Below are 13,675 nucleotides of genomic sequence, written 5' to 3'. Positions count from 1 at the left end.
GCACCCCCGGGCCGAAACGGTCCGGACGGCCGAGTTTCGGTTCACCGCAAGCGGGAACCCCGCGCGCATGACCGCACTGCCCGAACCGCTGTCCCTCTGGGTCGAGACCGCTCCCGCGCCCGACCGCACCGGGGTGCCGGTCCCGGAGTCGGCCGACGTCGCGGTGCTGGGCGCGGGCATCGCCGGCCTCACCACGGCCCTGCTGCTCGCCCGCGGCGGCCGCTCGGTCGTCGTGCTGGAAGCCGACCGGGTCGCCGCCGGGGTGTCCGGCCACACCACCGCGAAGGTCAGCGCCCAGCACGGGGCCAAGTACGCGGACCTGACGTCCCGCCACGGCGAGAAGGCGGCGCGGACCTACGCGATGACGCAGACCGCCGCTCTCGAATGGATCGCCGCCACCGCGGCCGACCTCGGGATCGACTGCGGCTTCACCCGCGCGGACAGCTACGTGTACACGACGCGGGAGAAGACCGTCGACTCGCTGAAGCGCGAGGCGGAAGCCGCGGCCGCGGCGGGCCTGCCCGCCTCGTTCACCACCGACGTCGCCCTCGACGTGCCCGCGCTCGGCGCGGTCCGGACCACCGGGCAGGCGCACTTCCACCCGCGCCGGTGGCTGCTCGGGCTGGCCGCCGAAGTCGAGCGGGCCGGCGGGACCGTCGTCGAGAACGCCCGGGCGACCGCGCTGAACGGGCAGACCGTCCGCACCTCGCGCGGCGACGTCGTGGCGGGCGAGGTCGTCGTCGCGACCCACTACCCCGTCCTCGACCGCGGCCTGTACTTCGCGCGGCTCGAGCCGATCCGCGACCTGGTCGTGGCGGGTCCGGCGGCCGGGAACGCCCCGCCGCCGGGGATGTTCCTCGACGCCGACACGCACCACTCCGTGCGCGGGTACGTCGAGGCGGGCACGCCGCTGGTGATCGCCGGCGGCGAGCACTACCGCGTGGGGGCGCACGTGCACGTCGAGCGCCGGTACCGGCGGCTCGCGGACTGGGCGGACGCGCACGCGGGCCTGCACCGGGTCACCCACCGCTGGTCCGCGCACGACATGTCCACTGTGGACCTCCTGCCGTACGTCGGCCGGTACCTGCCGGGCACGAAGAACCTGTGGGTGGCCACCGGGTTCGGCCAGTGGGGCATGACCGGCGGCACCGCCGCGGGCCACGTGCTCGCCGCCCGGATCCTCGGCGAGCCGCACCCGGCGGCGGACCTGTTCGACCCCAACCGCTTCGACGCCCGCTCGGTGCTCGGCGTGGCCGAGGACAACCTGACCGTCGCGAAGTACCTGATCGGCGACCACGTGGCGGCGCTGTGGCGCTCGGAGAAGCTCGACGACCTCGCACCGGGGGACGCCGAGGTCGTGCGGGTCGGCGGCGAGCTCGTCGCCGCGCACCGCGACGAAGCCGGGCAGCTGCACACCGTCGGCGCGCACTGCACGCACCTGGGCTGCCTCGTCTCGTTCAACGACGCCGAGAAGACCTGGGACTGCCCCTGCCACGGCTCGCGGTTCGGCGTGGACGGCGAGGTCGTGCAGGGGCCCGCGGTCCGCCCGCTGCGCCGCGGGCCCGCATGAGCCGCCTGCGCGTCCTCACGATGAACGTGCTGGCACCGGAGTACGCGTGCTGGCCGGAGCGCCGGAGGTTGCTCGCCGGCCGCCTGCGGGCCCTGGAGCCGGACGTCGTGGCGCTGCAGGAGATCGCCCCGGACGGGGTGGCCGAGCTGCTCGGCGACGGCTGGCACGTCGTCGCGCACTCCGGCGTCGACGGCGGCGTCGGGGCGGCGCTGGCGAGCCGGTGGCCGGTCGGCGAGACCCACGAGATCGACCAGCGGCCCGCCGGGCGGCCGATCCGGCCGGCGTGGTGCGCCACGGTCGTCGCCCAGGTGCTGGCGCCGCCGCCGTGGGGTCCACTGTGGATGGTCCACCACAAGCCGAGCTGGCCGTACGGCTACGAAGCCGAACGCGAGGTGCAGGCGCTGCGGACGGCCCGGTTCGTCGAGGAGCTGCTCCCCCGGCCCGAGGAGCACGTGGTGCTGCTCGGCGACCTCGACGCACCGCCGGACTCGGGGAGCATCCGGTTCCTGACCGGCAAGCAGGCGCTGAACGGCACGAGCGTCTGCTACACCGACGCGTGGGCGAGTTGCTACCCGTCGGAGCCGGGGCACACCTTCACCCCGGAGAACGCGCTGGTCCGCGCCGGGGACATGCCCTTGGAGACCGGCCGCCGGATCGACTACGTGCTGGTCCGCGGCGGCCCGTGGGGACCGCCGCTGGCGGTCGCCGCGTGCCGGCGGGTGCTGGTGGACCCGATCGACGGCGTCCAGGCGAGCGACCACTACGGCGTCTTCGCCGAGCTGGCCCTCCCGCCGCACCCGCCGGGCGCGTGGCCGGACTAGCCGGAGGCGAGCTTCTTGCCGGCGTCGTAGAGCAGGTGCAGCGCGTCGGCGACACCGACCGCGGTCAGGACCGTGGCCGCCAGCCGGGTCGGGCGCGGTGCGATGACCAGGCCGGCCGCCAGCCCCGTGCCGATCCACACGTTCAGGCAGAACGGGCAGGACAGCAGCTCGCCCAGCGCGTGCTCGACGTGGCCCTTCCCGGGCACGGACTCGTTCAGCTCGTCGTCGCCCGCCGGCTCTTCGTAGCGCGTGAACGGCGCGCGCAGCGGGCTCGTCACCGCGTCCTTGGCGAGCAGCCGGCTGGCCTTGAACGTGGCCGTGCCCAGCAGCACCGTGTCGCCCACACCGAACCGGCTGGGCAGCCGCTTGCCGAGGACGCGGCCCAGTGCCGTCAGCCCGCCGACGAGGGTGGCGTAGGCCCCCATCACCCCGGCGTACCCGGCCAGCGGGCGGTCGGCGTCACCGGCGTAGCCGCGCTGCACCTGCTTCGCCCTCTCCTTGACGACGCTCATCCGTCCGCCGATCCGGGCTGCATCATCTTGCCCTGCTGCTTCGCCTTGGCCGGGTCCGGCAGCACGCGGGACGCGGCCGCCTGGACCTTGTTCTTCGCCGCGCCGGGCACGATCTTGTCGTCGCCCTTCATGAGGGCTTCGTAGCCGGCCTCGGCGATCTCCGCGGGCGAGTCCTTGTCGCCGGCGGCGAGCTTCGTGTCCTCCATGTCCGCGCGCTCGAAGAACTCGGTGTCGACCGGGCCGGGCAGCATCGCCGTCACGGTGACGCCCTTGTCCTTCACCTCGGCACGCAGGCCTTCGGAGAACGACGTCAGGAACGCCTTCGAAGCGGCGTAGACCGCCTGGTACGGCGCCGGGGACGTGCCCGCGATCGACGAGGTGAACAGCACCCGCCCGCGCCCGCGATCGACCATGCCGGGCACGACCCGCTTGGTCAGGTGCACGGCCGAGCGCACGTTGAGGTCGACGACCGTCAGCTGGTCCTCCAGCCGGGTGTCGCCGGCGAACTCGCCGTTGATGCCGACGCCGGCGTTGACCGCCAGCGCCTCCACCGGGCGGCCCTCGAGGTGCCGGACGAGCTCCTCGACGCCTTCGGCGGCGGCGAGGTCGGTCCGGACCGCCTCGACCCGGGCGCCGCAGGCACGGACCTGGTCGGCGGCCGCGGCCAGTTCGGCGTCTTCGGCGGCGAGCACGAGGTCGAAGTCGTGCCGGGCGAACTGTTTCGCCAGCTCGAGCCCGATACCGCTGGACGCGCCGGTGACGACGGCCAGCGGCTTGGTGGCGGTGGTCATACGAGGTGCTCCCTTCCGGTTGACTTCCCCCGGCGTACCCGGCCCGCCGACGGGCAATCATGGTTTCCCGGTGGTCCGGGCGGGTATTTCGCGGCGATGGGACGCACCCGACTCCGCCGCAGTGACCTGCGCGGCCCCGGCATCCGGCGGATCCGCCGCGGCCGGGGCTTCTCCTACGCCATGCCCGATGGCTCGCCGGTCACCGACCCGGAGCTGCTCGACCGGATCAAGGGCCTGGTCATCCCGCCCGCCTGGCGGAACGTCTGGATCTGCCCCTACCCGAACGGGCACGTCCAGGCCGTCGGCACCGACGACGCGGGGCGGCGCCAGTACCTCTACCACGAGCAGTGGCGCCGGGACCGCGACGAGGAGAAGCACGACCGTGTGCTGGCGATGGCGCGCCGGCTGCCGGCGTGGCGCGCGGCGGTCGAGGAGGACCTGGCCGGGTCCGGCCTCACCCGCAAGCGGGTGCTCGCGGCGGCGCTGCGGATGCTCGACCGCGGGATCTTCCGCACCGGCGGCGAGGAGTACGCGGAGGAGAACGGCACCCACGGCGTCGCGACGCTCCTGCGTTCGCACGCCTCGGTCCGCGGGGACGAGTGCCGGTTCTGCTACGTCGCCAAGGGCGGTATCGACCGCGAAGTGGCGATCCGCGACGCCGCGCTGGCTTCGGTGGTGAAGTCGCTGCTGCGCAGCAAGTCCGGCAGCGACCGGCTGCTGGTCTACCGCGAGGGCCGGACCTGGCACGAGGTGCACGCGGCCGACGTCAACGAGCGGTTCAAGGAGCTGGCGGGTGAGGACTGCACGGCCAAGGACCTGCGGACGTGGAACGCGACGGTGCTCGCGGCGGCCGCGTTCGCCGCGGCGGAGGCGCCGGCGTCGAAGGCCGCGGCCAAGCGCGCGGAGGCCGGGGTGATGAAGGAGGTCTCGAAGGCGCTCGGCAACACCCCGGCGGTGTGCCGGTCGTCCTATGTGGACCCCCGGCTGGTGGAGGCCTACCGCGACGAGCGCACGATCTCGGCGGCGCTGAAGCGCGCGGGCAAGCTCGACGGCGACGACGCCCGCGCGGTGCTGGAGAAGGCGTGCGCGCGGCTGCTCAGCCGCGCGTGATTGAAGATCGCCACGGCGGGGAACACCGGAGTGGCTGTTACCCCGGCGAGTGACAGGAGACACGGTGAGTGAGCGTCGATCCACCCGTCCGTGTACTGGCCCGCAGACCCGTTCCTCCGGGAACCTGGGACCGATGAACCCCGACGCTTCCCCCGTGCGCTGGCGCGCGTCGATCGGCCTGACGGTCGGCGGCGGCGGGCCGGTGTCGAGCATCGTCGAGTCCGAGCACGGCAGCGAGGGGTCGGCGCGGGAGTGGGTCGAGCGGAAGCTGCCGCGCACCCGGTTCCCGGCGTGGATTCCCGCGGCCCGGCGGGCGGACGGGGTCGAACTGTTCGGGCGCGTGGCCCGGGGGCGGGTCGTGACCGGGCGGCTGGTGCCCACGTGGGAGTCCGAGGGCACGGCCGTGTGGCATGCCGATCCGGCCGGGGATCAGGTCCGGTGGCGTCGCTGCGCCGCGGAGCCCGCGGACAGCTGACGCGTCAGGCCTCCCCCACGTCCTTGCGCAGCAAGCAGAACTCGTTGCCCTCCGGGTCCTGCAGCACCTCCCAGGACTCGCTGCCGTCCTGGCCCACGTCCGCCCGCCGGGCGCCCAGCGCCAGCAGCCGCGCCAGTTCCGTCTCGTGGTCCGTCCCCGCCGGGCTCACGTCCAGGTGCAACGGCAGCTTGCCGCGCTTCGGGTGCTCCGTCCGCGCCAGGATCAGCGTCGGCGGCCCCGCGCCGAACCGGCCGCCGGGCGGGCCCAGCTCCAGGCCGTCCGGCTCGTGGCCGATCACCTCGTAGCCGAGCACCGCGCACCAGAACTCGGCCAGCCGGTCCGGGTCGTGGCAGTCCAGCACCAGTTCCGTGATCCGGCAGGCCATCCGCTCAGCTCCGTTCGGTTTCCTTCGCCACGCTCGCGGCTTCGTCCGCGTCCATCGCCTTCGTGTCGCGCGGGGGCAGGAACGGCTCCGCCTGGTCGTCCTCGTGGCCCGCCTCGATCGCGCGCCCGCGGGCCAGCTCGGCGTCCAGCTCCGCACCCAGCAGCACCGCGACGTTCGAGATCCACAACCATACAAGGAACACGATCACCCCGGCCAGGGAACCGTAGGTCTTGTTGTACGACCCGAAGTTCGCCACGTACAACGCGAACCCGGCCGACGCCAGCACCCACAGCACCACCGCCAGCAGCCCGCCCGGCGTGAGCCACTTGAACCCCGGCAGCCGCACGTTCGGCCCCACCCAGTACAGCAGCGCGAACGCCAGGCTGACGAGCAGCGCGATCACCGGCCACTTCGCGATCTCCCACACCAGCACGCCGGTCGAACCGAGCCCGATCAGGTCGCCGAGCCGGCGGGCCACCGAACCCGTCGCCACCACGCCCAGCGCGCAGGCCGCCAGCAGCACCACGATCCCGACCGTCAGCCCGACCCGCAGCGGGATCGTCTTCCAGACCGGCCGTCCCTCCGGCATGCCGTAGATCGCGTTCGACGCGCGCATGAACGCCCCGACGTAGCCGGACGCCGACCACAGCGCGCCGAGCAGGCCGATGATCGCCAGCGGCCCCGCCAGGCCGCGCGAGCCGGCCAGCTCCTTGACCGCGCCGACGAGGATGTCCTTGCCCTGTCCCGGAACCACCTGGTTGATGTTGTCGATCACCGTCTGGATCGCGCTCGGGCCCAGCAGGCCGAGGATCGCCGTGAGGACGATGATGCCGGGGAACAGCGACAGCACGCCGTAGTACGTGAGCGCCGCGGCCCAGTCGGTCAGGTTGTCGCGGTTGAACTGCTTGAAGGTGCGCTTGAGCACCCCGCCCCACGTCCGCTTGGTCAGCTCGCCCGGGCCTTCGGGCGCCTTGCGCCGATCGGCTGCCATTCGCCACCTCCTGCTTCGGCGCTGGGCATACCCCGTCCGGGACGGGGTACTCCTGGTTCGTCCCGACCAGCAGGAGGAAGCCGTGACCGAGGTCAGCCGCGTGATCGACGTACCGCCCGACGCCGTGTTCGACGTCCTCGCCGACGGCTGGCTCTACGCCGGCTGGGTGGTCGGCAGCTCGCACATCCGCGACGTCGAACCGGAGTGGCCCGCGGTGGGCTCGCGGATCCACCACAGCGTCGGCCCGTGGCCGGTGCACATCCAGGACGAGACGGTCGTGACGGCGGTCGAGCCGGGGCAGTCGCTGTCCCTGGAGGCCCGCGGCTGGCCGCTGGGTGCCGCGGCGGTCGGGCTGACGCTCGTGCCGCACGGCGAGGGCCGGACGCTGGTCCGGATGACCGAGCACATCGTCCGCGGCCCGGGGAAGGTGCTGCCGGCGGCCGTGCAGGCGCTGCTGGTGAAGCCGCGGAACACCGAGTCCCTGGCCCGGCTGGCGGATCTGGCGACCGGCAAGCACGCCCGGGCGAAGAGCCGCCCGTAGCTCCCTCAGGCGGGCTCGCCGAACCAGCGGGCCAGCTGACCGTCCAGCTCCTGCTGCCGGTCGCCGATCCAGGCGACGTACCCGTCGGGGCGGAGCAGGAGGGCCGGCACGTCCACGGTCGCGGTGGGATCCGCCACGACGTCGACCCGGTCCGCCCAGCCCCCGGCGCTCAGCCGTTCGGTGCGGTCGAGCACCAGGCCGCGGCCCCGGCGCAACCGGTCGTAGAGGCTGCCCCGCTTCAGCTCGACGTCGCGCAGGCGGCGCCCGACCGGCTCCGGGCCCGCGCCGAAGTCGTAGCGGATACCGGTCGCGATGATCTTTTCGAGCAGGAACCGGTGCACGTCGGGGAAGTCCATCAGCTCGGTGAGCAGCGCGCGCACCGCCCGCGGTCCCGGGCCGCCGGACTGCAGTTCCCCTTGGGCGCGGGTGTTGGCCAGCACGTCCGCGGCGACCGGGTGGCGCTCGGCGTGGTAGCTGTCCAGCAGAGTGTCCGGCGCCCAGCCCCGGACCTGCGCGGCGAGCTTCCAGCCGAGGTTGACCGCGTCCTGGACGCCCAGGTTCAGGCCCTGCCCGCCGGCGGGCGGGTGGATGTGCGCGGCGTCGCCGGCGAGCAGCACGCGCCCGACCCGGTACCGGTCGACGAGCCGGGTGGCGTCGCCGAAGCGGGACATCCAGCGCGGGGAGTGCACGCCGAAGTCGGTGCCGGCGACGGCGTGCAGCGCCCGCCGGAAGTCGTCGACGGTGGGCGGTTCCGTGCCGGCTCCGGCGTCCGGGACCACGACGCGGTAGACGCCTTCGCCGAAGGGCCGGAAGTCGAAGGACCTGGTCGTCTCGCGGACTTCGGCCGCCTTCGCGGCGATTTCCCCGGGCGGCGCACCGGCTGCCAGTTCGCCCATGAGCGTGAAGGTGCGCGCGGGCTCGCCGGGGAAGCCGACGCCGAGGAGCTTGCGGACGGTGCTGCGCGCGCCGTCGCAGCCGACGAGGTACCGCGACCGCAGCCGCTCGCCGCCGGCCGTTTCGACGGTCACGCCGTCGTCGTCCTGCGCGAACCCGGTGACCGCGCACCCGCGCCGGATCTCCGCGCCCAGGCCGGCCGCGTGGTCGCCGAGCAGCCGGTCGACGACCGGTTGCGGGATGCCCAGCAGGAACGCGGATTCCAGGCCCTCGGGCGCCGGCTTCGGGATGCCGGCGAAGACCCCGCCGACCGGGCGCTGCCGCCCGTGGGCGAGGAGGCGGTCCAGGAGTCCGCGCATGGCCATGAGTTCGAGGCTCCGGACGTGCAGGCTCACGACGCGCACGAACGACGACGCGGGCTCGGGTTCCCGTTCCAGGACGAGGACGCGCACGTCGTGCAGCCGCAGTTCGGCGGCCAGCATCGCACCGGCGGGCCCGCACCCGGCGATGATCACATCGAACACGAAGCTCCGTTTCCGCAGGTCCCGCCATCGGCGGCCGAGTATCCGGCAGGCAGGGAGCGGCCGCAACCGAAATAGCCGGCGTGGCAACAACTGCCCGCCCGCGGGTGTCGCACACCGGGAAAGGTCGCCAGGCTCGGCGGGTGGCTGGCGGCGGCTGCGGGGCGGAGACCACGCGGCCCCGGCTCAGCTCCGCCCACCCGGCGGGCGACGCCGGCTCGCGGGGCGGAGACCGCCCAGCACACCACGCGCCCCACGGCTCACCCGGCAGCCGGCACCGGCACCCCGCCCCCTCCTCAGCCGTGGCCCACCCGGCCGTTCCTCAGCCGTAGATCGCGCGGTGGGCCGCTCTGATCACCGCCGCGTATCCCCCGCCCAGCGCACCTGCCCGGGCCAGCGCCGCCTTGGCCGCGTTCGCGCCCGGGCCGCCGTGGACCGCGCCGCCCGGGTGGGCCGAGGCTCCCGCCAGGAACAACCGGTCCACCGGTGTGTCCGCGCGGCCCGTTCCCGGGACCGGCCGGAAGAACAGCTGCTGGTGGATCGCCGTCGTCCCCGCGTTGATCGCACCGCCGACCAGGCCCGGGTTGTGGTCCGCCAGCTCCGCCGGCCCCTGCACGTACCGCGCCTTGATCAGGCCGGTGAAGCCCGGCGCGTTCGCCTCGACCGTCTCCTCGATGCGCCTGACCCGCCGCTCCAGCGCCGTCCGGTTCTCCATCGTCCCGCGCGGCACGTGCGTGTACGCCCACGCCGCCTCCGTGCCCGACGGCGAGCGCGTCGGGTCGGTCGTGGTCATCTGGCCCAGCAACAGGAACGGGCGGCGCGGGGTCCGGCCGCGGGCCAGTTCGCCGCCGAACGCCGACAGCCCGTCCAGGTCCGTCCCCAAGTGGATCGTGCCGGCGCCGCGCGCCTCCGAGGCCGTCCACGGGATCGGGCCGGACAGCGCCCAGTCCACCTTCACCGTCGCGCTGTCCCATTCGAACCTGCCGAGGTCTTCGAGCAGCCGCGACGGCAGCCACTCCTCCCCCACCAGCTTGCGGTACAGCACCGGCGCGGGCACGTCGGCGAGGACGGCCTTGTGCGCCCGCACCGCGACCCCGGAGCCGTCCCGGACGCCGAGCGCCCGGCCGTCGCCGACGAGCACCTCGCGCACCGGACGTCCACAGTGGACTTTCCCGCCGCGGGACTCCAGCCGGCGCACCAGCGCCGCGATCAGCTCCCCCGCCCCGCCTTCGGGCACCGGGAACCCGACGTCCTGGCCGATCATCGCGAGCAGCCAGCCGAAGACCGCGCTGCCCGCGTTGTCCACGGAAAGGTCGCTGTGCGCGGAATTCCCCGCCACGAGCAGCTTCGCGCCCTCGCCGGTGAACAGCTCGTCGCCGAACCGGCGGGCCGGCAGGGTCAGCATCCGCGCCAGGCGCAGCGCGTCGCCGGTTCCGGTGCGCCGCAGCAGCTTCAGCGCCGGGCGGACCGGCGGGAACGGCGTGAACAGCGCGTTCAGCAGCGGCTCGCGGATCTCCCGCCACTGCTCGAACAGCCGCCGCCACGCGTCGCCGTCGCCCGGGGCGAACTCGTCGGCCGACGCCGCCGTACGGTCCACGTCCCGCGACAGCACCGCGCACCGGTCGTCGGGCAGCACGTGCGCGAGGACGTCGGGCGCGTGCCGCCAGCGCAGGCCGTGCTCGTCCAGCCTCAGCCCCCGGATCACCGGCGAGACGGCCGAGAGCGGGTAGAACGCGCTGAACAGGTCGTTGCGGAAGCCCGGCTCGGTCACTTCGGCGGTGCGGACCGCGCCGCCCACGTGCTCGGTCGCCTCCAGCACGAGCACCGACCAGCCCGCGTCGGCCAGCAGGTTCGCCGCCACCAGTCCGTTGTGGCCGGCGCCGATCACCACGGCGTCGGCGGCTTCGGTGCTCACTGGCGGCCTCCCGTTCAGGCTTGCGACTGGTGGCTCGGCCCCACCCGCGTGAGCGAGCGCAGCCTGGACACGACCCCGCCGCGGCGCGGCGGCGCCAGGGGCGGGCTCGCCGCCCCCTCGCCCGACCGGAGCCCGGCGACCAGCTCGGCGACCGCGGACGCGGCGTCGTACCGAGGTTGCCAGCCCAGCGCGGTCTCCGCCAGCGCCGGGTCCGCGAGGGCCGCGCGGTCGGCCAGTTCCAGCCAGCCCGGGTGCACCGGCAGCGCGCCGGCCGCCCAGGCCGCCCGGACGGCCACCAGCGCCAGCGGCTTCGGGACCGGGACGCGCCGGCCGCCGAGGACTTCGGCGAGCGCGTCGGAGTCGAGGACTTCGGGCGCGGCGAGGTTGACCGCGCCGGCGAACCGGCGGTCGAGGATCAGCCGGATCGCTTCGGCGACGTCGGCGGTGTGCACCGCCTGGGCGCGCAGGCCGGTCCACAGCGGAACCGGCAGCCGCCGGCCGCCGACGATCCGCGCGGGCACCACCGGGTCGAGCAGCCAGCGCGCGAACTCGCCGGCGGCGCGCCGCTGGACGATCGCGCACGGCCGGATCCGGGCCACCGCGACCTCGGGGTGCCGCTGCTCGAACCGGTCGAGCAGGGTTTCCAGCGCGGCCTTGCCGCGGCTGTAGGCGCTGTGCGGGATCCCGGTGCAGGCATGGGTTTCCGGCACCTTCTCCCAGCGCGGCGCGGGCCCGTAGGCGGCGACCGACGACGCGGCCACCACGTGCGGCACCCCGGCCGCCGCGGCCGCGGCGAGGACGTGCCGGGTGCCGTGGTCGTTGGTGCGCCACATCGGCGGGTCGCCGCGCACCGGCGAGATCGCCCAGGCGAGGTGGACGACGGCGTCCGCTCCGTCGAACAACCGGGTCAGCTCCTGCTCGGCACCCCGGACCCCGATGTCGGCGGCGCGCCAGCCGGCCCGGCGGTACGGCTCCGCCGTGGTGTCGGGCAGCCGGCGCGCCAGGCCGACGACGTCGTGGGCAGGGTCGAGGGCGTCCAGCAGCGCCGTCCCGACGTTGCCGGTGGCCCCGGTGATCACTATCCGCACTGGGAGTGCGTACCCCGTCACGCGAAAGCGAAACTCAGACGAGGTCCCGCGGGATCCGCCGGTGCCAGTTGCGCGAGACGATCCGGCGGGCGCCGTCGTAGCCGTCGAGCTGGGCGTCGATCACGAACTCGGTGTCCGTGCAGGACACCCGGGTCCGCGTCTCGCTGCGCGCCAGCCACTCGCCTCGCGAGAAGGTCACGAGCCACTCGGTTTCGGCGACCGGCGAGCAGAAGTCGTCGGCCTCCCAGGTGTAGCGCTCCCGGACGTCCCGGCTCACCTCCAAGTCGAGGTCGTCGAAGCGCACGGTGCCGGCGTTCTTCACGATGTCGAGCGCGGAGTGGTAGTCGACGAGGTCCCGCGAGACGGTCCAGCGCTGCTCCCCCGGCGTCAGCGCGGTCACCGGCATCGGCGGCGCGCCTTCGGGTTCGCCGAACGGCCGGGCGGGCAGCTCGTCCGGTTCGGCGACCGGCCGGACCGGCAGCTCCAGCGCGCTGTGTCCGGTGTGGACACTCAGCAGCACCGGCTCCGGCGGCGGCCACGCCAGCGGCCAGTACGAAGTGGACAGTGACAGCCGGATCCGGTGCCCCGCCGGGAAAGCCTGGGCGACGGCGTTCAGCTCGATCTCGACCGCGCACCGCTGCCCGGGTTCCATCGGCGCCGGCTCGTCGTGGCCGTCGCGGTGGGTCAGGTTGAGCAGGCCGTAGGTGACACGCGTGGCGCGCCCGTCCGGGGCGACGTCGGACAGCCGGGCCGCGACCATCGCGACCGGCCGGTCGGCCGACACCTCCAGCCGGACGACCGGCGAGCCGAGGATTTCGCAGCGCTCGGTGAGCACGTCGGTGTCGAAGACGAGCGAGCCGCCGTCTTCTTCGCGCTGGTCGTAGGGCAGGTCCGGCGGGGCGCTGTAGGACGCCCACTTGCCGGAGAACTGGCCGACCGACAGCGGCGAGGACACCGTCAGCGCCTCGTCGGCCACGGTCTCCCCCGGCCGCGCGAGCCGGTGGCGCGCCAGCGGCAGCTCCTGCGGCCGCACGTGCGGCGAGGGCCAGGTGGCCTCGCCGACCCACCGGCCGGGCCGGTCCTCGTAGGACGTCGACGGCGGGACGCTCTCCTGCATCCACGTCCGCAGCATCGGCCCGTCCATGGCCTCGTTGTCGGCGCCGCGCAGCCAGTGGTCCCACCAGGTCACGACTTCCTGGAGGTAGCCGATGGCCGGGCCCGGCTCCCCGAGGTGCGGGTACTTGTGCGACCACGGCCCGATCAGCCCGCGCCGCGGGACGTCGAGGTGGGCCAGCAGCCGGATGACGGCGTTGGAGTAGCCGTCGGCCCAGCCGCTGGAGGCCAGCACCGGGACCTGGACGTCGCTGTAGTTCTCCGACACCGAGGCGTGCCGCCAGTAGTCGTCCCGGCGCTGGTGGCCGAGCCAGTTCTCGATCCACAGGCTGCAGTTCTCCAGCCGCTCCAGCCACATCTCGCGCCACCGGTCGCCGACGACCGCCGGGTCGGGCGGCAGCGTGGCGTAGGCGAACATGGTGCCCGACTCGGCGACGTTGTCCGACAGCAGGCAGCCGCCCATGTAGTGCATGTCGTCGGCGAAGCGGTCGTCGGTGAACGAGGAGATCACGATGGCGCGCAGGCTCGGCGGCTTCCGCGCCGCGACCTGCAGGGCGGCGAACGCGCCCCAGGAGATCCCCATCATCCCGGTGTCTCCGGTGCACCACGGCTGCGTGGCGATCCACTCCAGGACGTCCTCGGCGTCGAGCTGCTCGCGTTCGAGGTACTCGTCGGCCAGGACGCCCTCGGACTCGCCGGTGCCGCGGATGTCGACGCGCACGCACGCGTAGCCGTGGCCGGCAAGGTAGGGGTGGTGGATCGAGTCGCGCGGGGCGGTCAGGTCGCGTTTGCGGTACGGGATGTATTCGAGGATCGCCGGGACGGGCTCGGCGTCCGAGGAGACCGGCCGCCAGATGCGGGCGGACAGCACGGTTCCGTCGGACGCCGGAATCCGGACGTGGTCCTCAACAGTGATTTCGTACGGCAGCGAGGTGACGGCTCGCAAGA

At 74.2% G+C, this 13,675-nt stretch carries 13 protein-coding genes; 5 read left to right on the top strand and 8 right to left on the bottom strand.

Annotation, left to right across the window (positions count from 1 at the left end):
* Positions 1 to 67 precede the first annotated feature (67 nt).
* Together AB0J40_RS27670 and AB0J40_RS27665 are read left to right on the top strand one after the other, a co-directional pair.
* A complete protein-coding gene (locus tag AB0J40_RS27670) occupies positions 68 to 1,570 on the top strand; it encodes an FAD-dependent oxidoreductase (RefSeq protein ID WP_364457975.1) in 1,503 nt (500 codons plus the stop codon).
* Positions 1,567 to 2,391 carry an endonuclease/exonuclease/phosphatase family protein gene (locus AB0J40_RS27665; RefSeq protein WP_364457973.1) on the top strand — a complete coding sequence of 275 codons (825 nt, stop codon included), beginning with the start codon at positions 1,567 to 1,569 and terminating at the stop codon, positions 2,389 to 2,391. The genes AB0J40_RS27670 and AB0J40_RS27665 overlap by 4 nt, the downstream gene beginning before the upstream one ends.
* Here AB0J40_RS27665 and AB0J40_RS27660 read toward each other — a convergent pair.
* Complete coding sequence (locus AB0J40_RS27660; protein ID WP_364457971.1) at positions 2,388 to 2,903, bottom strand: DUF1360 domain-containing protein; 516 nt, start codon at positions 2,901 to 2,903, stop codon at positions 2,388 to 2,390. The genes AB0J40_RS27665 and AB0J40_RS27660 overlap by 4 nt on opposite strands.
* Entirely contained in the window at positions 2,900 to 3,694 is a 795-nt protein-coding gene (locus AB0J40_RS27655) for an SDR family NAD(P)-dependent oxidoreductase (protein WP_364457969.1), read from the bottom strand. The genes AB0J40_RS27660 and AB0J40_RS27655 overlap by 4 nt, the downstream gene beginning before the upstream one ends.
* A gap of 96 nt (positions 3,695 to 3,790) precedes the next feature.
* On the opposite strand from AB0J40_RS27655, the gene AB0J40_RS27650 reads away from it, so the two are divergent.
* Positions 3,791 to 4,804, top strand: coding sequence for a DNA topoisomerase IB (locus AB0J40_RS27650; protein ID WP_364457967.1), 1,014 nt, complete (start codon positions 3,791 to 3,793; stop codon positions 4,802 to 4,804).
* Between the two features lie 133 nt (positions 4,805 to 4,937).
* Complete coding sequence (locus AB0J40_RS27645) at positions 4,938 to 5,279, top strand: hypothetical protein (protein ID WP_364457965.1); 342 nt, start codon at positions 4,938 to 4,940, stop codon at positions 5,277 to 5,279.
* A gap of 4 nt (positions 5,280 to 5,283) precedes the next feature.
* Here the strand turns inward: AB0J40_RS27645 and AB0J40_RS27640 are convergent, their stop codons facing one another.
* Both AB0J40_RS27640 and AB0J40_RS27635 read right to left on the bottom strand, forming a co-directional pair.
* Positions 5,284 to 5,664, bottom strand: a complete 381-nt coding sequence (locus AB0J40_RS27640; RefSeq protein WP_364457962.1) for a VOC family protein — start codon at positions 5,662 to 5,664, stop codon at positions 5,284 to 5,286.
* Positions 5,665 to 5,668: 4 nt separating this feature from the next.
* On the bottom strand, positions 5,669 to 6,655 hold the full coding sequence (locus AB0J40_RS27635) for a YihY/virulence factor BrkB family protein (RefSeq protein ID WP_364457959.1): 987 nt from the start codon (positions 6,653 to 6,655) through the stop codon (positions 5,669 to 5,671).
* Between the two features lie 82 nt (positions 6,656 to 6,737).
* Here AB0J40_RS27635 and AB0J40_RS27630 point away from each other — a divergent pair, with 82 nt between their 5' ends.
* On the top strand, positions 6,738 to 7,196 hold the full coding sequence (locus AB0J40_RS27630; RefSeq protein WP_364457956.1) for an SRPBCC family protein: 459 nt from the start codon (positions 6,738 to 6,740) through the stop codon (positions 7,194 to 7,196).
* A gap of 5 nt (positions 7,197 to 7,201) precedes the next feature.
* Here AB0J40_RS27630 and AB0J40_RS27625 read toward each other — a convergent pair whose 3' ends face one another.
* The 4 genes from AB0J40_RS27625 to AB0J40_RS27610 form a co-directional block, all read right to left on the bottom strand.
* Positions 7,202 to 8,614 (bottom strand): FAD-dependent monooxygenase, encoded by a 1,413-nt coding sequence (locus AB0J40_RS27625; RefSeq protein ID WP_364457953.1) that lies wholly within the window; start codon positions 8,612 to 8,614, stop codon positions 7,202 to 7,204.
* A 319-nt stretch (positions 8,615 to 8,933) separates the two neighbouring features.
* Positions 8,934 to 10,526 (bottom strand): NAD(P)/FAD-dependent oxidoreductase, encoded by a 1,593-nt coding sequence (locus AB0J40_RS27620; protein WP_364457950.1) that lies wholly within the window; start codon positions 10,524 to 10,526, stop codon positions 8,934 to 8,936.
* A 14-nt stretch (positions 10,527 to 10,540) separates the two neighbouring features.
* Positions 10,541 to 11,614 (bottom strand): NAD-dependent epimerase/dehydratase family protein, encoded by a 1,074-nt coding sequence (locus AB0J40_RS27615; protein WP_364457947.1) that lies wholly within the window; start codon positions 11,612 to 11,614, stop codon positions 10,541 to 10,543.
* Positions 11,615 to 11,648: 34 nt separating this feature from the next.
* Positions 11,649 to 13,673 carry a CocE/NonD family hydrolase gene (locus AB0J40_RS27610; RefSeq protein ID WP_364457944.1) on the bottom strand — a complete coding sequence of 675 codons (2,025 nt, stop codon included), beginning with the start codon at positions 13,671 to 13,673 and terminating at the stop codon, positions 11,649 to 11,651.
* Positions 13,674 to 13,675: the final 2 nt, after the last annotated feature.

The organism is Amycolatopsis sp. NPDC049691 (genome assembly GCF_040675005.1).
GTDB lineage: Bacteria > Actinomycetota > Actinomycetes > Mycobacteriales > Pseudonocardiaceae > Amycolatopsis.
This window is presented reverse-complemented; position numbering and strand designations above follow the sequence as displayed.